Source organism: Jiangella mangrovi (genome assembly GCF_014204975.1).
Taxonomy (GTDB): Bacteria; Actinomycetota; Actinomycetes; order Jiangellales; family Jiangellaceae; genus Jiangella; species Jiangella mangrovi.
Genome location: NZ_JACHMM010000001.1, coordinates 6,379,549 through 6,401,288 on the forward strand (window position 1 = coordinate 6,379,549; position 21,740 = coordinate 6,401,288).

20 protein-coding genes are annotated in these 21,740 nt (G+C 73.1%); 12 read left to right on the top strand and 8 right to left on the bottom strand.

What is annotated here, in order from left to right:
- Positions 1-266: 266 nt before the first annotated feature.
- Both HD601_RS29415 and HD601_RS29420 read right to left on the bottom strand, forming a co-directional pair.
- Positions 267-2,927 carry a glycoside hydrolase family 97 N-terminal domain-containing protein gene (locus tag HD601_RS29415; protein ID WP_184828023.1) on the bottom strand — a complete coding sequence of 887 codons (2,661 nt, stop codon included), beginning with the start codon at positions 2,925-2,927 and terminating at the stop codon, positions 267-269.
- Between the two features lie 141 nt (positions 2,928-3,068).
- Positions 3,069-4,793: an L-aspartate oxidase gene (locus tag HD601_RS29420; RefSeq protein WP_184828025.1), complete on the bottom strand. Its 1,725-nt coding sequence runs from the start codon at positions 4,791-4,793 to the stop codon at positions 3,069-3,071.
- A gap of 78 nt (positions 4,794-4,871) precedes the next feature.
- On the opposite strand from HD601_RS29420, the gene HD601_RS29425 reads away from it, so the two are divergent.
- Positions 4,872-5,834 (top strand): LysR family transcriptional regulator, encoded by a 963-nt coding sequence (locus tag HD601_RS29425; protein WP_184828027.1) that lies wholly within the window; start codon positions 4,872-4,874, stop codon positions 5,832-5,834.
- Here HD601_RS29425 and HD601_RS29430 read toward each other — a convergent pair.
- Positions 5,788-6,258 carry a pyridoxamine 5'-phosphate oxidase family protein gene (locus tag HD601_RS29430; RefSeq protein WP_184828029.1) on the bottom strand — a complete coding sequence of 157 codons (471 nt, stop codon included), beginning with the start codon at positions 6,256-6,258 and terminating at the stop codon, positions 5,788-5,790. The two genes, HD601_RS29425 and HD601_RS29430, sit on opposite strands and share 47 nt — an antisense overlap.
- 44 nt (positions 6,259-6,302) lie before the next feature.
- Positions 6,303-7,427, bottom strand: coding sequence for an alpha/beta fold hydrolase (locus tag HD601_RS29435; protein ID WP_184828031.1), 1,125 nt, complete (start codon positions 7,425-7,427; stop codon positions 6,303-6,305).
- Positions 7,428-7,494: 67 nt separating this feature from the next.
- On the opposite strand from HD601_RS29435, the gene HD601_RS29440 reads away from it, so the two are divergent.
- From HD601_RS29440 to HD601_RS29450, 3 genes are read left to right on the top strand one after another with little or no spacing between them, the layout of a single operon-like run.
- On the top strand, positions 7,495-7,839 hold the full coding sequence (locus tag HD601_RS29440; protein ID WP_184828033.1) for an ArsR/SmtB family transcription factor: 345 nt from the start codon (positions 7,495-7,497) through the stop codon (positions 7,837-7,839).
- Positions 7,836-8,315 (top strand): SRPBCC family protein, encoded by a 480-nt coding sequence (locus HD601_RS29445; protein WP_184828035.1) that lies wholly within the window; start codon positions 7,836-7,838, stop codon positions 8,313-8,315. The genes HD601_RS29440 and HD601_RS29445 overlap by 4 nt, the downstream gene beginning before the upstream one ends.
- A 12-nt stretch (positions 8,316-8,327) precedes the next feature.
- On the top strand, positions 8,328-9,128 hold the full coding sequence (locus tag HD601_RS29450) for an alpha/beta fold hydrolase (RefSeq protein ID WP_184828037.1): 801 nt from the start codon (positions 8,328-8,330) through the stop codon (positions 9,126-9,128).
- A gap of 69 nt (positions 9,129-9,197) precedes the next feature.
- Here the strand turns inward: HD601_RS29450 and argG are convergent, their stop codons facing one another.
- On the bottom strand, positions 9,198-10,631 hold the full coding sequence (gene argG / locus HD601_RS29455; protein WP_184828039.1) for an argininosuccinate synthase: 1,434 nt from the start codon (positions 10,629-10,631) through the stop codon (positions 9,198-9,200).
- 299 nt (positions 10,632-10,930) lie between these two features.
- The gene (locus tag HD601_RS29460; protein WP_184828041.1) at positions 10,931-11,494 is read right to left on the bottom strand and encodes an ArsR/SmtB family transcription factor; all 564 of its coding nucleotides are present in this window, start codon (positions 11,492-11,494) and stop codon (positions 10,931-10,933) included.
- A gap of 76 nt (positions 11,495-11,570) precedes the next feature.
- Between HD601_RS29460 and HD601_RS29465 the strand changes: the two genes are divergently transcribed.
- Genes HD601_RS29465 through HD601_RS29475 form a run of 3 tightly spaced genes read left to right on the top strand, consistent with a single transcriptional unit; the run spans position 11,571 to position 13,497 of the window.
- Positions 11,571-12,293 (top strand): alpha/beta fold hydrolase, encoded by a 723-nt coding sequence (locus HD601_RS29465; RefSeq protein WP_184828043.1) that lies wholly within the window; start codon positions 11,571-11,573, stop codon positions 12,291-12,293.
- Complete coding sequence (locus HD601_RS29470; protein ID WP_184828045.1) at positions 12,290-12,829, top strand: DinB family protein; 540 nt, start codon at positions 12,290-12,292, stop codon at positions 12,827-12,829. The genes HD601_RS29465 and HD601_RS29470 overlap by 4 nt, the downstream gene beginning before the upstream one ends.
- Positions 12,830-12,831: 2 nt before the next feature.
- The gene (locus HD601_RS29475) at positions 12,832-13,497 is read left to right on the top strand and encodes a VOC family protein (protein WP_184828047.1); all 666 of its coding nucleotides are present in this window, start codon (positions 12,832-12,834) and stop codon (positions 13,495-13,497) included.
- A 79-nt stretch (positions 13,498-13,576) separates the two neighbouring features.
- On the opposite strand, the gene HD601_RS29480 is transcribed toward HD601_RS29475, so the two are convergent.
- Entirely contained in the window at positions 13,577-15,253 is a 1,677-nt protein-coding gene (locus HD601_RS29480) for an alkaline phosphatase D family protein (RefSeq protein WP_184828049.1), read from the bottom strand.
- 72 nt (positions 15,254-15,325) lie between these two features.
- A complete protein-coding gene (locus tag HD601_RS29485) occupies positions 15,326-16,729 on the bottom strand; it encodes a hypothetical protein (RefSeq protein WP_184828051.1) in 1,404 nt (467 codons plus the stop codon).
- A gap of 142 nt (positions 16,730-16,871) precedes the next feature.
- Here HD601_RS29485 and HD601_RS29490 point away from each other — a divergent pair, with 142 nt between their 5' ends.
- The 5 genes from HD601_RS29490 to HD601_RS29510 are packed head-to-tail and all read left to right on the top strand — an operon-like array spanning position 16,872 to position 21,586.
- On the top strand, positions 16,872-17,504 hold the full coding sequence (locus tag HD601_RS29490) for a M15 family metallopeptidase (protein WP_184828053.1): 633 nt from the start codon (positions 16,872-16,874) through the stop codon (positions 17,502-17,504).
- Positions 17,501-18,682 (top strand): alanine racemase, encoded by a 1,182-nt coding sequence (gene alr, locus HD601_RS29495; protein WP_184828055.1) that lies wholly within the window; start codon positions 17,501-17,503, stop codon positions 18,680-18,682. The genes HD601_RS29490 and alr overlap by 4 nt, the downstream gene beginning before the upstream one ends.
- The gene (locus tag HD601_RS29500) at positions 18,679-19,638 is read left to right on the top strand and encodes a D-alanine--D-alanine ligase family protein (protein WP_184828057.1); all 960 of its coding nucleotides are present in this window, start codon (positions 18,679-18,681) and stop codon (positions 19,636-19,638) included. Before alr ends, HD601_RS29500 begins: the two co-directional genes overlap by 4 nt.
- Positions 19,639-19,658: 20 nt before the next feature.
- The gene (locus HD601_RS29505) at positions 19,659-20,906 is read left to right on the top strand and encodes a sensor histidine kinase (RefSeq protein ID WP_184828059.1); all 1,248 of its coding nucleotides are present in this window, start codon (positions 19,659-19,661) and stop codon (positions 20,904-20,906) included.
- Positions 20,903-21,586, top strand: coding sequence for a response regulator (locus tag HD601_RS29510; protein WP_184828062.1), 684 nt, complete (start codon positions 20,903-20,905; stop codon positions 21,584-21,586). The genes HD601_RS29505 and HD601_RS29510 overlap by 4 nt, the downstream gene beginning before the upstream one ends.
- Positions 21,587-21,740 lie beyond the last annotated feature (154 nt).

Sequence of the window (21,740 nt, forward strand, 5' to 3'; positions counted from 1 at the left end):
TTCTGCGGCCCCGCCAGAGCTCAGAAGACGGTTCTCGCTAGTGAAGTCGGCTGGCGCTAGTAAAGACGCGACCCACCCGTCGCCAGACTCCCCCCGTCCCCCTGATAGCTGCCGAGTTCTTGGCCGCGGGTAGCCGGGTCAAGTCCAAGCGCCCCCAGGGCGCGCGGACTTGAGGCGGGTGCACGCGGCCAAGACACTGGGCAGCAGGGGGACGGGGAACCCAGCGCAACCACGCGGGTCCCCCGTCCCACGGAACTCCCGATGGATCAGTTGGTGACGGTGATGCGGTCGATGTCAGGCGCAGCGCCGGAGCCGCCGGTGACGGTGACCGTGTTGCCCGCGCCGGCGTTGAGGCCGAGCCCGAGCGTGACCGTCGCGGTCGCCGTCGCGCCGCCGGTCGACGGGAACTCGACGGTAACCGGGGCGGCACCACCCACACTGACCTGCGCCGTGCTGTCCACCGTCGCGGCGTAGTCGACCCGGACGGTGTGGTTGCCGGCCGCTGTCGCCGTCAGCCCGTTGAACCGCACCGAGCCGCCACCGCCGAGCCCCGTCACCTTCGACCCGCCCGAGCACGGACCGCAGGCTGACACCGTCGCGCCGCTGGCCAGGGTGTTGCCGGCCGCCTCCGCCTCGGTGTGCCGCGACACGATGAGCGCGTCGATGTCCGGGCCGAAGGCCGCCGGGTTGGAGAAGCGGATCGTGTTCGCGCCGGCGTTCAGCGGCACGTCGATGGTCCACTTGTTGACGAACTCCCAGCCGCCGGAGTCCTTCAGCGCCTCGGTGCCGACGACCGACCCGTTGACCTCGATCTGGATCGAGCGCGGGTCGCCGGAGGTGTAGGTGAAGGTCAGCTCGTGCGTCCCGGCCACCCCGGCCATGACGTTGTTGAACTGCACCGCGCCGCCGTTGCCGAGGAACCCGACCTTGGCGCCGCCGGAGCAGCCCTTGCAGTTGTCGGTCACGGCGCCACCGGACAGCGTGTTGCCCGGCGCCTCGGCCTCGTAGCGCACGTCGCCGCTGCCGATCTGCGCCAGCGGGGTCTTCGAGATGTGCACGGCGGCGCCGCCGGTGGCGATCATCGGCAGGGACAGCGTCGACGCGCTGGTGACCTGCTGCGTCGTCACCGACGACACCCGGCCGTTGGCGTCGTCACCGAAGATCGTCGCGGTGTAGGTCCCCGAGCCGAGGAAGGACAGCGGCACCGACGCGGTCCGGGCCGGGTCGGTCATGGCGCCGATGAACCAGTCGTCGCCGCTGCGCCGGGCCATGGTGACGTGGTCGCCCGGGAAGCCCTCGACCACGCGGGTCTCGTCCCACACCGTCGGGACCGCCCGCATGAGGTGCCGGCCCGGCCACTGCTCGTATGCGGCGGCGGAGTCGGAGTAGTTGACCATGCCCGACGTGAACACGACGGCCTGCGCCAGGGTGTGCGCCTGGGTGAGGATCGAGCCGTTGAGCGAGATCATCGTCGGCGTGTAGTCCATGCCGCCGATGGGGTTGCGGACGAACGGGAACGTGGCGTCCAGCCGGGCCGTCGTGGGCGGCGGGTACAGGTAGTGCTCGGTGCCGGCGACCGCCTCGGACGTCACGACCCACGGCCAGGTGCGGTTCTCGCCGCCCGGCTTGGTGCTGCCGTGGAAGTTCAGCATCAGCTCGTGCTCGCCGGCGGCGTCGCCGATGGACTGGTACCAGCCCATGACCTCCTGCGAGTCGTTGAGGAAGAAGTCGACCTTGAGCCCGACGACGCCGTACGCCTTGTGCTCGGAGACCAGCGCGTCGGCCTGGGCGGGCGTCGCGAACGGCTCGGCGGTGACCCACGCGAAGATGTCGACGTTGCGCTGGGCGGCGTACTGCGAGATGGCCGGCAGGTCGACGTCGGGGTCGTAGCAGCAGTCGACGGTGACGTACTCGAAGCCCATGGACGCGGCGAAGTCGACCATCTGCTTCTGCTTGTCGAGGTCGGCCGCGCTGTCGCCGTCGCTGAACCAGGACCAGGCCGCCCGGCCCGGCTTCACCCAGTCCGCATCGGCCGTTGCCGGCGGGTTGAGGTGCTGCACGAGGTCGGAGTTGACCAGCGTGTCCAGGTCGGCGGCGATGACCGCGGCCCGCCACGGCGTCTGGAACGGGTACGTGCTCGAGATCGGGAACGCCTGGTCCGGCGTCCGCTCCACGTTCAGCAGGCCGTCGTTGGCCTGGCTGCCCTTGAGCAGCGACGGCGCGTAGCTCGCGTCGGCGTTGTAGACGTTCGCCTCGGAGATGACGGTGAAGTAGGCGTTGTCGTCGATCGAGGCCAGTAGCGGCATCGTCAGCTCGGTGCCGTCGTTGAGTCCGGCCGCGGACCGGTAGACGTAGTCCTGCTCGTAGTTGCCGTTCCACACCGCGGCCCAGCCGCCGGTGGGCGCCGGCAGCCGGAACCCGCTCGTCTCGTCGGTGATGCTGACGGCGCCACTGCCGCCGGGCAGCTCGTAGCGGTAGGCGACGCCGTCGTCGTAGGCGCGCACCACCAGCCGCATGGTCTGGCCGCCCTTGGTGTAGCTGAGCACCAGCTCGTTGGCGTGGTCGCGGTACGACGGCTTCGTGCCGGCGGGCAGCGTGTAGGTGTCGTCGATGGTCGTGCGGCTCTGCGACGCGTACGCCAGGCCGGTCGAGAAGTCGACGCCGCTGGTGGCGATGCCCAGCGGCGACTCCTCGAAGATCGTGGTGGTGCCGGCGGTGACCTCGTAGGTCAGCGCGCCGGACGCCTGCTCGTGGACGGCGAAGGTGATCTCGCCGTCCGGGGACGTGACGGTGTGCGTGGTCAGCGCCTGCGCCGGCACCACGCCGATGTCGGTCGTCATCAGCGACGCGACGACGGACGTGGTGACGACGACGGCGGCTGCGGCCAGTGCGGCGGGCCGCCGGCGGCGTCTCGAACCTGGGATCACGGCACTCCTCCTCGAGGTGCTGCGGACGGGGCTGGGGGTCCCCCGCCGCGTGACGCTAGTCGTGACCCGGTGTCGTCCGGAATGACGAAAACGCGCCCACACCTGGAGAAAGCGATGATCATGGACGAAGCGTGCAGGCTCCTACTCGACGAGCTTGCCCGCGGTGTCGACCTCGCGCATGAGCGCGGCGATCTCGGCCGGCACCGGCGGGATCTCTTCGCGGACCACGCCCGCCGTGGGCGACCACACGAGGTTGACCTGCAGCGACGGGTCGAGCTGCGGGTAATCGGCGCGGTTGTGGCAGCCGCGGGTCTCGCGCCGTTCGAGTGCGGCCTCGAGCGTCGCCCGGGCGGCCAGCGCCGACGACGTCAGGTCGAAGGCGTGCGCGAGGTCCTGGAACCCGGCGATGTCGGGGTGGATGCCGACGTCGGCGATGCGCGCGTCGATGTGGTCGAGCTCGGCCAGCCCGGCCTTCAGTCCCGTCTCGTCGCGGACGACGCCGGCGTGCTCGGTCATGGTGTCGCGGATGGCCCGCTGCAGGGCGCGCACGTTCTCGGGACCGTCGGCGGCCAGCAGGTCGTCGACCTCGGCCCGGGCCTGGGCGACGGCGTCGGGCGAGCGTCGCTGGGCGTCGAGGCCGGCGGAGTGCGCGACGGCGGCCCGGCCCACGATGCGCCCGAAGACCAGCAGCTCGATCAGCGAGTTGCCGCCGAGCCGGTTGGCGCCGTGCAGCCCGCTGGCCGCCTCGCCGATGGCGTAGAGGCCGTCGACGCCGGTGCCGTGGTCGTCGGGCCGGACCCACACGCCGCCCATGGAGTAGTGCGCCGTCGGCGCGACCTCGACCGGGGTGGTGGTGATGTCGAGCATCTGGAACTCGAGCATGGTCTGGTAGACGCGCGGCAGCCGGCTCATGATCGTCTCGCGCGGCAGGTGCGACACGTCGAGCCAGACGCCGCCCTTGGCGGTGCCGCGGCCCTCCTTGATCTCGGTGTACGCGGCCAGCGCGACGCGGTCGCGGGTCGACAGCTCCATGCGGTCGGGGTCGTAGCGGTCCATGAACCGCTCGCCGAGCGCGTTGCGCAGGATGCCGCCCTCGCCGCGCGCGGCCTCGGAGATCAGCGTGCCGGCCGCGTTCTCGGGCTCGATGATGCCCGACGGGTGGAACTGCACCAGCTCGGGATCGCGCAGCCGCCCGCCTGCCTCGACGGCCAGCCGGAACGCGTCGCCGGTGTTCTCGTCGCGGCGTGAGGACGTTCGGCGCCAGATGCGGGTGTGGCCGCCGGCCGCCAGGATGACCGCGTCGGCGTGGATCAGGTAGCGCGTGCCGTCGCGCAGGTCGAAGCCGTACGCGCCGAACACGACGTTGTCGCGCACGAGCAGGCGCGTGACGTACACGGTGTCGAGGATCGGGATGTCCAGCTCCTCGGTGCGGTGCACCAGCGTGCGCTGGATCTCCAGCCCTGTGTAGTCGCCGGCGAACGCGGTGCGCCGGAACGTGTGGGCGCCGAAGAAGCGCTGCGAGATGCGGCCGTCGGCCTCGCGGGCGAACGCCATGCCGTAGCGCTCGAGGTCGCGGATGCCCTGCTCGGCGCCGCGCGCGACGATCTCGACCGTGTGCGGGTTGGCGAGGAGGTAGCTCTCCTTGATCGTGTCGGCGGCGTGCTGCTGCCAGCTGTCGTCGGCGTCCATGGTGCCGAGCGCGGCGTTGATGCCCCCGGCGGCGAGGGCGGTGTGGGCGTCGTGACGGGGCCGCTTGCCGACGGCGAGCACGTCGACGCCCTGCTCGGCGACCTCGATGGCCGCCCGCAGGCCAGACCCTCCTGTTCCGATGACGAGGACGGTGGTGGACAGCTGGCGTTCAGTCATGTCTTCGACGCTAGGCCGGATCCGACGATAACTCCAATGCATAGTTCGGCTCGTTTCGATACGCATAGACTATGAAGCATGAACCTGGAGCAACTGCGCGGGTTCGTCGAGGTCGCACGGCTCGGCCACTTCACCCGCGCGGCCGAGCACCTGCACCTGGCCCAGCCCTCGCTCAGCCGGCAGATCGCGTCACTCGAGCACGACCTGGGCGCCGAGCTGTTCCACCGCGCCCGCGGGCACATCGCGCTGACCGCGGCCGGCGAGGCCCTGCTGCCGCTGGCCCGGCGCATGCTGGCCGACGCCGACGCCGTCCGCCGCGAGATGGCCGAGCTCGCCGGGCTGCGCCGCGGCCGGGTGCGGCTGGGCGCCACACCGACGCTGTGCATCAGTCTGGTCGCCGAGGCGGTCAGCGCCTTCCACGGCGCGCATCCGGGCATCGACCTGCACCTCACCGAGGGCGGCTCGCGCGTGCTGATCGACCAGCTGGCCGGCGGCGCGCTGGACGTCGCCCTGATCACCGCGTCCGAGGGACCACCGGTGGCCGGGGCGAGCCTCACCCGCACGCCCCTGCTGACCGAGGAGCTCGTCGTCGTCTCCTCGGCCGCTCGGCCGCCCGTGACCACGCGGGCGTCGATCGGCCTCGACCGGCTGGCCGAGTTGCCGCAGATCGTCTTCCACGAGAGCTACGACCTGCGGGTGACCACGGAGGCGGCGTTCCGCGCCGCCGGCCTCGCCCCGTCGGTCGTGCTCGAAGGGGCCGAGATGGACGCCGTGCTGCGCTTCGTGGAGCGCGGCCTGGGCGTCGCCGTCGTGCCCGCCATGGTGCTGCTCGACCGGCCGGGGCTGCGCTCGGTGCGGCTCACCGGGCCCACACTGACCCGCACCGTCAGCCTGGCGCACCGCTCGGACGTGACGCCGACCCGGGCCGCCGCGGCGATGCAGCAGGTCATCGTGGCCACGGCCGACGCGCTGGCCGCCCGGGCACCGGCGACGGTCAGTCGGGCGACGGGTCGGGGCCGCCGTTCCACACCCAGCGAGTGAACGTGGGGCCGGTGAGCGCCTCCCACCAAGCCAGCGCGCGTTCGGGGCGGAGCTCCCAGAGGCGGTTGGGAGGGTCCATGGCCAGCCGGTACGCGGTGCCGTCGGGGGTGAGGTACTTGGCCGCCATGGCGTCGTCGACCCGCTGCCTGACGGCGTCGTCGTCGACCCGCGCCGTCGTCCCCTCGATGACCAGCACGTCGTGGCCACCGTCGATGTGGACGGCGGCGCGCGGCTCGCTCGCGAGGTTGCGGCCCTTGACCGAGGCCGGGTCGGTACTGAAATAGAGCCGGCCGTCGAGCCACACGCCCCACAACGGCGCCACGTGCGGCCGGCCGTCGGGCCGGGTGGTGCTGAGCCAGTAGTCGGAGGCGCGCTCGAGGCGACGCCGGTGCATGGGCCAGGGAACACGATGCGAAATGATCATGGTCGTACCTTCTCACCCACCACCGACAAGGTCGGGCCGAACCGTCAGCCGACCTCGTCGGCGAAGGCGAGCAGGTCGGCAGCCAGGAGGTCGGGCGCCTCGAGGGCGGCGAAGTGGCCGCCGCGCGGCTGGTCGGTCCAGCGCTCCAGGCGGTACATCCGCTCCAGCCAGGAGCGCGGCGCGTCCTCGCGGAACCCGCGCTCGTGGCCGAACCTGGCGACCTCCGTCGGCACCTCGATCCGCACACCACGGGGCAACACCGTCGTGCCGGCGGCGCGGTTGTCGGCGTAGTCGAGCACCGAGGTCTCCGCCGTCGCCGTCGCCCACCACCAGGTCAGCAGCTCGGGCAGGGCGTCGGGCCCGACCCGGGCGGCCACCGTCGGACCCAGCGCGGGGTCGGTCCACGCGTCCCACTTGTCGAGCACCCAGGCGGCCAGCCCGGCCGGCGAGTCCAGCAGCGCCGGGGCGAGCGCGCCCGGCCGGGTCGACTGGATCTCCTTGTAGCCGTTCTCGCCGCGCCACCAGCCGCCGAACCGGGCGAGGTAGGCCTGCTCCTCGGCCGTCGGCTCGTCACCCTCGGGGAGCGACGGAGCGAGGTCGACGTTGGACAGGTGCAGCCCGGCGACGGCGCGCGGGTGGTCCAGGGACAGCCAGCTCGCGACGTCGGACCCGAAGTCGGTGCCGTGCGCGACAAACCGGCCGAAGCCGAGCGCTGCCATCGTCGACGCCAGCAGCCCCGCGGTGTCGCGCGTCGTCCACCGTCCGGCCGGGCGTCGCGACAGCCCGTAGCCCGGCAGCGACGCGACGACGACGGTGCGCGGCACCAGCAGCGGGACCAGCCGCTCGAACTCGAGGAAGCTGCTCGGCCAGCCGTGCAGCAGGAGCAGCGGCGGGCGCCCGTCGCCGTCGTGGACCGCAACATGGACGGCGCCCGCGCCCCCACTCGCCCGCACGAGCAGGTGGCGGGCCTGGTTGATGCGCGCCGCGGCCGCCGGCCAGTCGAACCCGCCGGCCCATCGGTCGCAGAGCTCCCGTAGCTCGGCGCTGCGCGGCCCGAGGGCGGTGCTGGACGCCTCGCGCCGCGCCCACCGCGTCGCCCGGAGCCGCGCGCCGAGGTCGTCCAGCACGGCGCCGTCGACCGCGACCGTCACCGGCTCGATCCGCACCACGGGCTCAGCGTAGCGATGTCTCGAACATCTACTTGCATGTATATATGTACTTGTGTATGTTCGAGGCATGGACGAGCTGCAGCACCGGCTGAGCGTGATCGCGGAGCCCAACCGCTTCCGCATCGTCGAGCTGCTCCGGTCCGGCCCGCGCAGCGTCGGCGCCATCGTCGACGCGCTCGGGCTGGCGCAGCCGCACGTGTCGCGGCATCTGCGGCTGCTGGCCGACGCCGGCGTCGTCGAGGCGACCCGGCAGGCCCAGCAGCGCATCTACCGGCTGCGTCCGGAGCCGCTGCGCGACATCGGCGCCTGGGCGCAGACCTTCGCCGTCCTGTGGACCGACCGGCTGGACCGCCTCGGCGACTTCCTCGGCGCCGCCGAGACCACTACCGAACCGAACGGAGAGCGCCCATGAGCGCCGACGGCATCGTCATCGACGAGCAGAACTACACCCTGACCATCGCCCGGCGCTACCCCGCGGCGGCCGACCGCGTGTGGGCCGCGTGGACCGAGCCCGACGCCATCGCCCGCTGGTGGGGACCGCACGGCTGGACCACCACCGTCGAGCGGATGGACGTCCGCCCCGGCGGCGAGTGGCGGTACTCCATGGCCGCCGACGACGGCTCCGGCGGCCCCGTCCACCTCGTCGCCACCTACGGCGAGGTGCGCCCGCGGGAGCGGCTGAGCTACCTCGACCGGCAGGCGACCGCGGACTGGGTCGCCGTCGGCGACGGCATCCCCACCGATGTCGTCTTCACGCCCGACGGCACCGGCACCCACGTCAGCATCAACGCCGGCTTCCCCGACGGCGACACCCTGCGCCAGTGGGTCGCGAGCGGCATGGGCGAGGGCTACCTGGAGGCGCTGGAGCGCCTCGACACCATCCTCTGAAAGGACACCACCATGGACACCTTGACCTCGAAGGACGGCACCACCATCGCCTATGAGACGGCCGGCTCCGGCCCCGCCGTCATCGTCATCAGCACCGTCGCCGAGGACCACACCGGCGTCGCCGGCATCGCCGCCGCACTGGCCAAGCACTTCACCGTCGTCAACTACGACCGGCACGGCCGCGGCGGCAGCGGCGACCCGCAGCCCTACGACCCGGCCCGCGAGATCGACGACATCGAGGCGCTCATCGACACCGTCGGCGGCACGGCGGCGCTGGTCAGCGGCTCCGCCGGCGGCATCCTGGCGCTCGACGCCGCCACGGCGCTGGGCCCGAAGGTCACCGGCCTGGGCCTGTACGAGCCGCCGTTCATCATCGACGACTCCCGGCCGCCGGCTCCCGAGGGCTACGTCGCGCACCAGGAGGCGCTGGTCGCGGCGGGCAGGCGCAGCGAGGCGGTCGAGTACTTCATGACCGACACGCTCCTGGTCCCGGCCGAGTGGGTCGAGGCCATGAAGCAGGACCCGTCCTGGGACGCGATGGCCGCACTCGCGCACACCTACGCCTACGACGGGCGCATCGTCGAGGGCCTGCTGTCCGGCCGGCCGCTCCCCCGCGACCGCTGGTCCGTCGAGGCGCCGATCCTGGTGCTGGTCGGCGAGAACAGCGAGCAGTTCTTCCTCGACGGCGCCCACGCGCTGGCCGAGATCCTGCCCGCCGTCACTGTCGAGCAGCTGCCCGGCCAGGACCACGGTGCGTTCTGGATGGCACCCGACACCGTCGCCGAGTCCTTCCGTTCGTTCCTCAGTGCCTGATCGACGACGGCGGCAGCTTCCCGCGGGAGGGGAGCTGCCGCCGTCGTCGATGGGCTGTGTGGTGCCGGGTCAGTCGGTGCCGGCCTCCATGGCCGCCCGGTCGAGCATGACGTCGTCGGCGTCGACCTCGCCGCGCGAGGCGATGGCCTCGGCGCCGCCCTGGGGCAGCTCGCCGACCAGGTGCGTGGCGCCGATGAGCTCCGCGTGGGTGCTGCCGACCATGCCGAGCCCGGCGTACTGCTCGAGCTTGGCGCGCGAGTCGGCGATGTCGAGGTTGCGCATGGTGAGCTGGCCGATGCGGTCGAGCGGGCCGAACGCGGAGTCCTCGGTGCGCTCCATGGACAGCTTGTCCGGGTGGTAGCTCAGCGCCGGGCCGGTGGTGTCGAGGATCGAGTAGTCCTCGCCGCGCCGCAGCCGCAGCGTCACCTCGCCCGTCACCGCCGAGCCGACCCACCGCTGCAGCGACTCACGCAACATGAGCGCCTGCGGGTCGAGCCAGCGGCCCTCGTACATGAGCCGGCCGAGCCGCCGGCCCTCGTTGTGGTAGTTGGCGACGGTGTCCTCGTTGTGGATCGCGTTGACCAGCCGCTCGTAGGCCGCGTGCAGCAGGGCCATGCCGGGCGCCTCGTAGATGCCGCGGCTCTTGGCCTCGATGATGCGGTTCTCGATCTGGTCGGACATGCCCATGCCGTGCCGCCCGCCGATGGCGTTGGCTTCCAGGACCAGCTCGACGGGGTTCGCGTGCGCTCGGCCGTTGATGGTCGTCGGGCGGCCCTGCTCGAAGCCGATGGTGACGTCCTCGGTGGCGATCTCGACCGACGGGTCCCAGAACCGGACCCCCATGATCGGGTCGACGGTCTCGATGCCGTTGTCGAGGTGCTCGAGCGTCTTCGCCTCGTGCGTCGCGCCCCAGATGTTCGCGTCGGTCGAGTACGCCTTCTCGGTGCTGTCGCGGTACGGGAGGTCGTGCTCGCGCAGCCACTCGCTCATCTCGCGCCGGCCGCCCAGCTCGCCCACGAACTGGGCGTCGAGCCACGGCTTGTAGATGCGAAGGTTGGGGTTGGCGAGCAGGCCGTAGCGGTAGAACCGCTCGATGTCGTTCCCCTTGAACGTCGACCCGTCGCCCCAGATCTGGACGTCGTCCTCGAGCATCGCCCGCACCAGCAGCGTGCCGGTGACGGCGCGGCCGAGCGGGGTGGTGTTGAAGTAGGCGCGGCCCGCGGACCGGATGTGGAAGGCGCCGCACGTCAGCGCGGCCAGACCCTCCTCGACCAGCGCGGCCCGGCAGTCGACGAGGCGCGCGATCTCAGCGCCGTACAACTTCGCCCGGCCCGGCACCGAGTCGATGTCGTCCTCGTCGGCCTGACCGAGGTCGGCGGTGTACGTGCACGGCACCGCCCCCTTGTCGCGCATCCACGCCACCGCCACAGAGGTGTCGAGGCCGCCGGAGAACGCAATGCCGACCCGATCGCCGGCGGGCAGGGAGGTGAGCACCTTGGACACGAGCAAAAGTATGCAAGGTTCCGCATGATTATGCAAGCCGCGATCTCGTGATGTGGCCCACGGTTGTCCGGTGCGCGAGGTTCTGCGGGGGTGGTGAGGTGGGCTCGCCTCGCCGTCGTCGAGGTCCTGGTCTCACGTCACGTCCTGGTTCTCCGTCACGTGTGCGGGCTCATTCCGGCCGTTTCGCGTGACACCAGACCAGCACGTGACACCAGACCAGCATGGCGGCCACTATCGAAGACGCGTCCCACCCGTCGCCAGACTCCCCCCGTCGTAACCGCGCGAGACCCCACGGAACCTCAATCTTCACGCGGAGGGTCGGGCAGCGCCGGGTGGTCGGTCGGGTACAGGCCCGCCACGAAGCCGAACACCGTGTCGCCCGAGCGTTCCATCGTGCTGAACTCGCGCACGAGCTCGAGCACCTTCTCCCAGAACTCCATCCCACGCTCGCGCGGGATCCGGGCGTGCCGGTGGATGCTCATCATCACGTCGGCCTCGTACGCGGCCCGGGCCTCGGCGGCGGCGACGGAGAGGTCGTTCTCCCAGATGACCGGGTGGTCGATCTTGCCGATGCGGAACAGCCGCGCCGTCCGGCCGTAGTAGCGCTCGTCGATGGCGCGGACCCGCCGGGTCCGGACGACCCGCAACAGCCCGGCCGAGACCAACACGCCCACGTGGTGGGCCACCGTCGATTTGGGGCGCCCCACCGCCAGAGCCAGCTCGGACACCGTCGCCGCCCGCTCGAGGACGAGATCGAGGATGGTCGATCGCAGCGGGTCGGACATCGCGCGCAGCTGCGCGGGCGCCGTCACGACGGCCTGGTCGTCCAGGTCGTAGTCGGGCATCGTCCGATCGATCGACATTTACGGTCCGTTCCACTAGTTTGGATTGATCCGTGGTTCCCGATCATACAGAGAAACCCCGAGAGGCGACTCGACCATGCACATCGTTCTGATCCCCGGGCTCTGGCTCGACGGCTCGTCGTGGGACCGGGTGATCCCCGTCCTCGAGCAGGCCGGCCACACGACGCACCCGCTCACGCTCCCCGGTCTCGAGTCGAAGGACGCCGACCGTTCGACGATCGGCCTGCGGGACCACATCGACGCGATCGTCGCGGCGGTCGACGCCGTCCCCGAGGACGACGGCCAGGTGCTGGTCGTCGGGCACTCGCTCGGGGCCGGGCTCGCCTACGCCGTCGCCGACGCACGGCCGGACCGGGTGGCCCGCACGGTCTACGTCGGCGGCTTCCCGGCCGTCGACGGCGAGCCGCTCGGCAGCTTCGCGGCCGAGAACGGCGAGATCCCGCTGCCCAGCTGGGAGGACCTCGGCGAGGACGACCTCAAGGACCTCGACGACGCCGCCCGCGCCGACTTCCGCGCCCGCGCGATCCCGTCGCCCGAGCGCGTCACCACCGACCCCGTCCGCCTCACCAGCGACCGCCGCTACGACGTCCCCGTCACCGTCATCTGCCCGGAGTTCACCGCCGCCGACCTGCGCGAGTGGATCGACGGCGGCGCGCCGCCCGTGCAGGAGTTCACCAGGCTCCGCGACGTCGAGTACGTCGACCTGCCGACCGGCCACTGGCCGCAGTTCAGCCGCCCCGAGGACCTCGGCCGCGCCATCAACGACGCGGCGGCCAAGGCGACGCAGGCCGCGGGATGACCGACCTCGACGAGTACGGACGGCCTCAGCCCCCGGTCGACGGCGACGAACTCGCGACCCTGGCCGGCTTCCTCGACTACCAGCGCGCCACGCTGGCGTGGAAGTGCCGCGGCGTCGACCCCGCCGGCCTGACCGCGACCGTCGGCGCCTCCACCATGACGCTCGGCGGACTGCTCAAGCACCTCGCCTACGTCGAGGACGACTGGTTCGTCCGCGCCCTGTTCGGACGCGAGCGCAGCGCACCCTGGAACACCGTCGACTGGGCCGCCGACAACGACTGGGACTGGAACTCCGCCGCCGACGACACCGCCGAAGAGCTGTTCGCGCTCTGGGAGACGGCGGTCGAGCGGTCCCGCGCCGGTCTCGTCGAGGCGCTCACCCACGGCGGCCTCGAGCAGCCCGCGGAGCGCACCTGGCCGGACGGCCGCTCCCCCAGCCTGCGCTGGATCCTCACCCACATGATCGAGGAGTACGCGCGGCACAACGGCCACGCCGACCTCCTGCGCGAGTCCGTCGACGGAAGCACCGGGGAGTGACCATGTCCGAGCCCTTCACCATGCGCGAGTTCCACGCCGACGAGCGCACCAGCGACTGGCGGGTGGTCGGCGACGGCGCCACCGCGGTCTTCCGCACGGGATCGTTCGGCGCCGGCGCCGCGCTGGTCGAGGCGATCGCCGGGGCCGTCGGCGACGCCGGGCCGCATCATCCGGACGTCGACCTGCGGCACGACACCGTCACCGTCCGGATCCTCACCGAGCGGCCCGACTACATGGGCCTGACGACCGGCGACCTCGAGCTGGCGCTGCGGATCTCGGAACTGGCCCGCGACCAGGGCCTCACCGCCGACCCGTCGTCGATCCAGTGCGTCCAGGTCACCATGGACGCGCTGGTCAGCGCCGACGTCATGCCGTTCTGGGCGGCCGTGCTCGGGTACGAGCGGCGCGCCGACAGCCCGGACGAGGACCTCGTCGACCCGCGCTGGCGGGGGCCGTCGATCTGGTTCCAGGACATGGACGCGCCGCGCCCGCAGCGCAACCGCTTCCACCTCGACGTCTGGGTGCCGCCGGAGCTGGCGCAGGCCCGGGTCGAGGCTGCCCTCGCGGCCGGCGGGCACCTGGTCCGCGACGCGGGGCCGACGTGGTGGACGCTCGCCGACGCCGAGGGCAACGAGGTCGACGTCACCTGCGCGACCGGGCGCGACTGACGGTGTGCGCCCGACGGGGTCCGGCGCCGCGCCCGCCCGATGAAAGCGCGGCGCCGGACCGTCCTGGGGTGCGACGGCGTCAGCGCTGCAGGTCCGCGGTCTCGTCGACGTCGTCGACGTCGTAGACGGGGCCGGAGTCGCGGCGGGACTGCGCCCGCTGCTGGACCGTCCGCGGCTCTTGGTACTCGACGGTGACGCCCGGCCGGCCTGCCTCGACGAGGAACTCCGCCGACGTCCGCACCGTGGCGCCCTCGGACTGCCAGACGGTGTCGACCAGCCGCAGCGAGCTGAGCATCCGCTCCGGTGTCACGTCGCAGACGACGTAGCCGCGCTGGTTGTCCCAGTACTTCCAGTGCGGGCTCTCCTCGGCGATGGGCCGGTAGGTGTTCTGGAACGCGACGGGGTCGGAGTCGCCGCCCGACGAGATCGAGGTGCCGGTGATCTCCGCGCCCACCACCGGCGACGACGGGTCGTCGAAGTCGGGCTCCAGGTCGGCGACCCACGTGCAGTGCCGGTCCCCCGTCAGCACGACGGGGTTCGCGACCGACCCGCTGCCGAACAGCTCGAGCAGCCGCCGGCGCTGCACGCGGTAGCCGTCCCAGTTGTCTAAGTCGAAGGTGTCGACCTCGCCGGCGGTGCGGTCGTTCTGCGCCCACATGACCTGGTTGGCCAGCAGGTTCCAGCGCGTGCCGCCGTCGGTGAGGCCGTCGACGAGCCAGCGCTCCTGCTCCTCGCCGGTCATGGTCAGCGACGCGTCGGTCGACGCGGCCTCGAGCGTCGCCGGCTGGTCCGAGCGGTACTGCCGGGTGTCCAGCACGTGCAGGTCGACGAGGTCGCCGAAGCGCAGCCGCCGGTAGAGCTGCAGGTCGAGGCCGCGCGGGCGGGACCCGCGCCGCAGCGGCATGTGCTCGTAGTACGCCTGGAACGCGGCCTGGCGGCGGGCCCGGAACGCTTCGGGGCTCTGCTGGGCAGGGTCCTGCGGGATCTCGTCGACCCAGTTGTTGTCGACCTCGTGGTCGTCCCAGGTGACGATCCACGGGAAGTTCGCGTGTGCGGCCTGCAGGTTCGGGTCCGAGCGGTACTGCGCGTGCCGGTTGCGGTACTCGACCAGGCCGACCGGCTCGCCGGTGCCCTCGTGGGTGCGGACGGTGGTGGTGCGCGGAACGGACTCGTAGATGTAGTCGCCGAGGAACGCGACGAAGTCCAGATCCTCACCGGCCAAGTGGTGATAGGCGGTGAAGTAGCCGTCCTGCCAGTTCTGACAGCTGGCGAACGCGAAGCGCACGGCCGCGACGGAGCCCGCCGGCGCCGTCCTGGTGTACCCGACGGGCGAGATGCGACCGCCGGCGCGGAAGCGGTAGGCGTAGGTCGCGCCCGGCCGCAGGCCCTCGACCTCGGCGTGCACGCTGTGACCCTGCTGCGGCAGCGCGACCACCCGGCCGCGGCGGACGACGCGCGCGAACGTGTCGTCGTCGGCGACCTCCCACTCGACGGGGTAGGGACGGTCCGGCATGCCGCCGCCGAACAGCGGGTCCGGCGCCAGCCGGGTCCACAGCACGACGCCGCCGGGAAGCGGGTCGCCCGAGGCGACGCCGAGCGAGAAGACACCGTCGGGCAGCGTGCCGCCGGTGCCGGGCGGCGCCGCATGCGCGCCGTCGACGCGGATGAGGCCGGGGACGGAGGCGGCCGCGGCGGTTGCGCCGAGGCCGGTGACGAAGAGACGACGGGACAGGGGACGCTGGGGGGAGACATCCATGGACTCACGCTTCCCGCGGGGGTTAACGGGGAGTATGACAGGAAGTGACCATCCACTGAACGTCCGGCCGGGTCACCCACGCGGCACGCCGAAGCCGGCCAGCAACAGCGCGGCGAGCTGGCCCGCGACGGCGTCGGTGCGCTCCCGCAGCCCCCGCCCGCTGGCGTGGATCAGCTGCCGGTGGGCGTCGCGGCGATACGGCCGCGGCGGCACGTCGGGCGAGGCGCCGTTCCGCATGACCGCACCCCGGAGCCCGTCGAGGTACAGCTCCAGCGACCACTCGCGATGGTCCCCCGGTCCGCTCTGCCAGCCGGCGAGAAGCAGGACGGTGCGGATCAGCCCGAGCACGAGGGCCGGGTCCAGCTCGCGCACGTCCGGCTCACGGATTGACGGGCCGGCCGTGCCGCGGCCGCAGGTCAAGGCCACGGCGCCGTCGGCCGTCACCGTCAGGACCAGGAGCTGGTCCTCGTCGACCCGGCCCGCGACGACGCCGTGGGTGAGCCGCACGCGGTCGCCGTCGCCGCCACCGTCGGAAGCCCAGAGCAGCCGGCGGAGTCCCGGCCAGGAGTCCGCCACGCCCTGGGCAGCCAGGAGACGTTCGACGTCGACGGCCAGGCGGGCCGGGCCCGGCAACGCGGCCTCCGGCGGCGCCGCAGGTCGGGCGAGCAGGTAGAGGTGCCCGTTCCGACGGGCTCGCGACGGGACGGGGTCGGCGGCGATCAGCGCGGCCATGGCCTTGGTCGGATCGACCGCGCCGCGCCGCTCCTGCCAGGCCCACCGCTGCGCCGTGCGGCGGGCGCGCACGATCAGGACAACGATCACCGCCACCACGATCGGCAGCACGAATACGATCGGCGCGGGCCGCGGGTAGGCCCGGGCGCCGGCGAACGCGACGACGCCGAGCAGCGCGACGACCATCCCCACGTTCGGCCGCGCGACGGGCGCGCCGGCGTCCACCCGCCAGGACCCGTACTCGCGTGCCGTGCTCACCGCGAACCCGACGAGGATGAGGCCGATGCCGCCGGCGAGCAGCGCCACACCGGCGTTCACCGGCACGGCGAACCGCGGGTGCAGCTCGGTCTCGAGGACGACGCCGGACGGCAGCCGCAGCCCCAGCAGGTCCGGGCCGTTGAAGATCGCTGTGACCCGCCGGCCGGCACGCAGGCCGTCGTCGGAGGGCTGGGAACGGACGGACACGCTCGGGTGGTCCCCGTAGGGCCAGCCGCCCTGGACGGTCAGCTCCCAGGTCCGGGTCCCCGCCAGCCAGTTCCCCGCGTTGACGCGGTCGGCCGCGGCCAGCACGGTGCGTTCGGTCACGCAGCGGTCGGCGAAGCCGTGCTCACAGACGGGCGAGCCGGCGAGATCGGCCGGCCGGGACGACGCGGCGAGGGCGAGCAGGGCGAACAGCGCGCCGACGAACAGCCCGAAGACGCCGATGACGAGCAGGTGCAGGGGCCGCCCGAACGACAGCAACACCGCGCGCCTCCCCCGATGACCGACGTACTCCGTCGCAGGGTATCGGCCCGGGACCGCGGGTCAGGGATCTCGTCCTCGGGGACAGCGCTCCGGCACCTCAGGTGGAGGACCCGGACCGGCCGCGATTCCTAGCGTGCTGGACATGACGATTCTCCTGTCCGACCCGCGGGTCGCAGCCATACCCGTCGACGACGAGGGTGAGCCGCTCGTCGAGCTCACCGCGGCGTTCGGCCCGGCCCGCGCGCGGGTGCGGGTCTCGCTCGCCCAGCGGCTCCTGCTGGCCCGCGACCGGATGCCCGACGGCGTGAGCCTGCGGGTGGTCGAGGGGCACCGCAGCATCGCCGACCAACGGGCCATCATCGCCCGCTACGCCGCCGAGCTGTCCGCCGCCCACCCCGGACTGGTCCACGATCTCCCCGAGCTCGAGCGGCTGACCAGCCGGTTCGTCTCCCCCGTCGCGGTCGCGCCGCACGTGGCGGGCGCGGCCGTCGATCTGACGCTGGTCGACGGCGACGGGCGGGAGCTGGACCTCGGGACGCCGATCGACGCGACGCCGGAGCGGAGCGACGGCGCCTGCTACTTCGCCGCGCGGAACATCGGCCCGGAGGCCCGGGTGTACCGCGCGCTGCTGGCCGACGTGCTCGGCTCGGTCGGGCTGGTCAACTACCCGACCGAGTGGTGGCACTGGAGCTACGGCGACCGCTACTGGGCGCTGGTGATCGGCGCGCCGGCCGCGCTCTACGGCCCGATCGGCGCCCACCTGGTGGCGGCATGACCGCCGCTGCCGCCGTCGCCGTGGAGACCGCCGCCCCCGCCGTGATCAGCCGGCCGACGCTCACCGTCGACCTCGCCGCCGTCGCCGCCAACACCCGCACGCTCGCCGCCCACGCGCCCGCCTCGGCCCTGATGGCGGTCGTCAAGGCCGACGGGTTCGGCCACGGCGCCGCCGCGGTCGCCCGGACGGCGCTCGCCGCGGGCGCGACCCGGCTCGGCGTCACCAGCGTCGACGAGGCGCTCGCCCTGCGCGCCGCCGGCATCGACGCGCCGATCCTGAGCTGGCTGAACCCCGTCGACGCGGACTTCGCGGCCGCCGTCGCAGTGGGGATCGACCTCGCCGTCCCCAGCCGGGAACACCTCGACGCCGTCGCCGCGGCGGCGAACGCCGGGACCGCGCGCGTGCACCTGCACCTCGACACCGGGCTGGCCCGCGACGGCGCTCCCCCGGCAGAGTGGTCCCAGCTCTGCCGGGCCGCCCGCCTCGCCGAGCAGCGCGGGCTCTTGCGGGTCGACGGCGTCATGGGCCACCTGGCCTGCGCCGACGTCCCTGCGGACCCGTCCAACGCCTCCGGCCGGACCCGGTTCGCCTGGGGTGTCGAGGTCGCCCGCGCCACCGGGCTGCGGCCCGTGCACCGGCACCTCGCCGCGACGGCCGCGACCCTCACCGACCCGCGCACCCACCACACCCTGGTCCGCGTCGGCGCCGGCCTGTTCGGCATCGACCCGTCGGGCACGGTCCGGCTGCGCCCGGCGCAGACGCTGACGGCCCCGGTCGTGTCCGTCCGGCGGGTTCGCGCCGGGACGCCGGTCGGCTACGGGCACACCTGGACGGCGCCCGCGGCGACCCACCTCGGGCTGTTGCCGCTCGGGTACGCCGACGGGCTGCCGCGGTCGGCGTCCGGGCCGGACGGCCGGGCCGAGGTCCTGGTCCGTGGCCGCCGACGGCGCGTCGTCGGGCTGATCTCCATGGACCAGGCCGTCGTCGACCTCGGCGACGACGCGGTGCCGCCCGGCGAGGTCGCGACGGTGTTCGGCCCCGGCGACGACGGGGAGCCGACGGCGGCCGACTGGGCCGCGTGGGCGGGCACGATCGAGCACGAGATCGTCACCGGCATCGGCCGCCGGGTCGCCCGACGGACGGCTCCGGCCCGCGCGACGCTGAGGAGCGTCCGATGAGTGCGCGCGTGGCCGTGATCGGCGGCGGGCAGAACTGCGAGCACGAGGTGTCGCTGGCCTCCGCGGCCGCCGTCGCCGACGCCCTCGAGACCGCCGGATACACCGTCGTGCGCCTCACCATCGACCGGGACGGCGGCTGGCGGCACGACGGCTCCCCACCCGGCGACGGTGGCTGTCCCGTCGACCTCGCCGACGCCATCCACGTGCTCCGGACCTGCGACGTCGCCGTCCCCGTCGTGCACGGGCCGCGCGGAGAGGACGGCACGCTCGCCGCCCTGTGCGACCTGGCCGGCGTGCCGTACGTCGGGTCCGGCGTGCTGGCCGGCGCGCTGGCGATGGACAAGTGGGCGACGAAGCTGATCGCGGCCGACCTCGGGATCGCCATCGCGCCCGGCGTGCTGCTGACGCCGTCGACGGCGCCCGGCTGCCGCTGGACCCGTCCCGTCGTCGTCAAGCCGGTCGCCGCGGGATCCAGCCAGGGCGTCACTCTGGTCCGCGACGCCGCCGGCCTGCCCGCCGCGCTGGATGCCGCGTTCGCGCTGGACGACCGCGTGCTCGTCGAGGACCTCGTCGTCGGCCGCGAGATCGACCTCGCCGTCCTCGCCCGCCCGGACGGGTCGCGCACCGTCGCGCCCGCGCTGGAGATCGTCGTCGCCGGCGGGGTGTTCGACTACGAGCAGAAGTACGGCGGCGGGGCGGACTTCCGCATCCCGGCCGAGCTCGCCGACACCGAGCGCAAGGCCCTCGAGGACGCCGCGGTCGCGATGTTCGACGGGCTCGGGTGCGCCGGCTTCGCGCGGATCGACTTCTTCCTGACGGCGGACGGCCCGGTGCTCAACGAGGTCAACACCATGCCGGGCTTCACCGAGCAGTCGCAGGTGCCGAAGATGTTCGCCGCGGCGGGGGTCTCCTACGCCGAGCTGCTGGACCTGCTCGTCCGCGACGTCCTCGGATGACGCACGTGGTTCCATTGCCCATGACCACCGACTGGCGGGGCTGGGTCCCCGACATCTCCGCGGCGGTGGTCGTCGCGTTCCTCGGGCTGTACGAGGCGGCGACGGCGTGGGTGCTGCCGGGGCACCAGGTCCAGCTGGCGTTCGTCGCCGTCGGGACCGCCGCCGCCGTCGGGCTGAGCCGCCGGCTGCCGGCCGCCGCGCTGGGCCTGGCGTGGGCGGTGTGCGGGCTGCAGCTGCTGGCCGGCATCGACCTCATGCTGGTGCAGCTGTTCGTCGCGGCGGTGGCGTTCGGGACGGCCCGCTGGGGCAGCGCCGCGACGGTGTGGCTGAGCGCGCTGTCCATCCCGGTCGCCGCGATGATCGTCACCGTCATCGTCAACTCGCGCGGCCTCGGCGGGCTGGCCCAGCTCGCCGGCAACCGGAGCCTCCTCGACGCCGTCCGCGAGCTGAGCGTGACGTGGCAGCTCGCCGCCGCCGTCATGGGGATGGCGACGCTCGGGGCACCGTGGCTGATCGGGCTCGCGCTGCGCTACGGCGACCGCGCCCGCTCCTCCCAGGCGTCGCAGGAGGCCGCCGAGGAGGACGCCGCGCGCGCCGTCCGCGAGACCGAGCAGGCCCGCGAGATCGCCCGGTTGCGCGAAGAGCAGGCCCGCCTCGCCAACGACGTGCATGATGTGGTCGGGCACTCGCTGGCGGTGATCCTGGCGCAGGCCGAGTCCGCCCAGTACCTCGACGACACCGACCCGCAGGCCATGAAGGACACGATGGCGAAGATCGCGACGTCCGCACGGACCTCGCTGCGCGACGTGCGGCAGGTGCTGGCCGACACCAAGCAGCCGCCCGCGCAGCCGGCCGGCCTCGACACCCTGATCGACGGCGTCCGGGCCAGCGGCCACGAGGTGGTGTCGGCGGAGATCGGCGTGCCCCGGCCGATGCCGCCGGAACTCGAGGTCGTCGCGTTCCGGGTGCTGCAGGAGATGCTGACCAACGCGATCAAGCACGGTCGGCGCGACTCCCCCGTCCACGTCGAGCGCCACTGGGAGGGCGAGTTGCGCATCGAGGTCCGCAACGTCGTCCACGTGTCGCCGTTCGCGCCGTCGACCGGCGGCTCCGGCGGGACCGGCGGCTCCGGCGGGGCCGGGCTGGACGGGATGCGCCGCCGCCTCGAGTCGGTCGGCGGCCGCCTGGACGTCCGCCGCCGCGACGAAGCGGACGGGACGACCTTCACGGCGACGGCGTGGGTGCCGGTGCGGGCGGGCGGCGCATGACGGCTGGCTCGGCGGACGACATCCGGGTGCTCCTGGTCGACGACCAGGAGCTCTTCCGTGAGGGCGTCCGGGTCATCGTCGACGCCCAGGACGGCATGACGGTGGTCGGCTCGGCGGGCGACGGGCTCGAGGCGGTCCGCCTGGTCGACCGGCTCTCCCCCGACGTCGTCCTCATGGACATCCGGATGCCCGACATGGACGGCGTCGAGGCGACCCGGCAGATCTTCCTGCCCGACCGCGTGGCCCGGCGCGCCTCGCCCGTGCGGGTGGTCGTCCTGACGACCTTCAACCTCGACGACCGCGCGGCGACGGCGATCCGCTACGGCGCCAGCGGCTTCCTGCTCAAGGACACCACGCCACTGCAGCTGCGCGACGCGATCCGCACGGTGTACGCGGGAAACGCGGTGCTGGCGCCCCAGGACCTCGCGACCCTGCTCGACGGCCAGTTCCGGTCCCGCTCCGCGGTGCCGACGGCGTACCTGTCGCTGACCGACAAGGAGCGCGAGGTCTTCACCGCCGTCGCACGCGGACTGTCCAACACCGAGATCGCCGGCCTCGTCTTCGCCAGCGAGTCGACGGTGAAGACACACGTGGGCGCGATCCTGCGCAAGCTCGCCCTGCGCGACCGGGTCCAGATCGTCGTCTTCGCCCACGAGCACGGCCTCCTCGACCAGGGCTGACGCTCGTGCCCAGGCCTTGGCACGGCTCACCGTCGCACAGGATCGGACATTTCGCCCACGGGAGTGACGGCCAGCAGAGCCAAGAGCATGGCCGGCCGTGCCAAGGTGACGCTCGCGCGCGGGCGGGCTGGATTGCCGCTATAGTCCGCTCGTG

Bases quoted from the DNA above. Each gene is read 5' to 3' on its own strand.
- HD601_RS29500 (WP_184828057.1), top strand. From the start codon at position 18,679: ATGAGTGCGCGCGTGGCCGTGATCGGCGGCGGGCAGAACTGCGAGCAC.
- HD601_RS29460 (WP_184828041.1), bottom strand. From the start codon at position 11,494: ATGTCGATCGATCGGACGATGCCCGACTACGACCTGGACGACCAGGCC.
- HD601_RS29465 (WP_184828043.1), top strand. From the start codon at position 11,571: ATGCACATCGTTCTGATCCCCGGGCTCTGGCTCGACGGCTCGTCGTGG.
- alr (WP_184828055.1), top strand. From the start codon at position 17,501: ATGACCGCCGCTGCCGCCGTCGCCGTGGAGACCGCCGCCCCCGCCGTG.
- HD601_RS29505 (WP_184828059.1), top strand. From the start codon at position 19,659: ATGACCACCGACTGGCGGGGCTGGGTCCCCGACATCTCCGCGGCGGTG.
- HD601_RS29480 (WP_184828049.1), bottom strand. From the start codon at position 15,253: ATGGATGTCTCCCCCCAGCGTCCCCTGTCCCGTCGTCTCTTCGTCACC.
- HD601_RS29510 (WP_184828062.1), top strand. From the start codon at position 20,903: ATGACGGCTGGCTCGGCGGACGACATCCGGGTGCTCCTGGTCGACGAC.
- HD601_RS29470 (WP_184828045.1), top strand. From the start codon at position 12,290: ATGACCGACCTCGACGAGTACGGACGGCCTCAGCCCCCGGTCGACGGC.
- HD601_RS29475 (WP_184828047.1), top strand. From the start codon at position 12,832: ATGTCCGAGCCCTTCACCATGCGCGAGTTCCACGCCGACGAGCGCACC.
- HD601_RS29450 (WP_184828037.1), top strand. From the start codon at position 8,328: ATGGACACCTTGACCTCGAAGGACGGCACCACCATCGCCTATGAGACG.
- HD601_RS29490 (WP_184828053.1), top strand. From the start codon at position 16,872: ATGACGATTCTCCTGTCCGACCCGCGGGTCGCAGCCATACCCGTCGAC.
- HD601_RS29425 (WP_184828027.1), top strand. From the start codon at position 4,872: ATGAACCTGGAGCAACTGCGCGGGTTCGTCGAGGTCGCACGGCTCGGC.
- HD601_RS29420 (WP_184828025.1), bottom strand. From the start codon at position 4,793: ATGACTGAACGCCAGCTGTCCACCACCGTCCTCGTCATCGGAACAGGA.
- HD601_RS29430 (WP_184828029.1), bottom strand. From the start codon at position 6,258: ATGATCATTTCGCATCGTGTTCCCTGGCCCATGCACCGGCGTCGCCTC.
- HD601_RS29445 (WP_184828035.1), top strand. From the start codon at position 7,836: ATGAGCGCCGACGGCATCGTCATCGACGAGCAGAACTACACCCTGACC.
- HD601_RS29440 (WP_184828033.1), top strand. From the start codon at position 7,495: ATGGACGAGCTGCAGCACCGGCTGAGCGTGATCGCGGAGCCCAACCGC.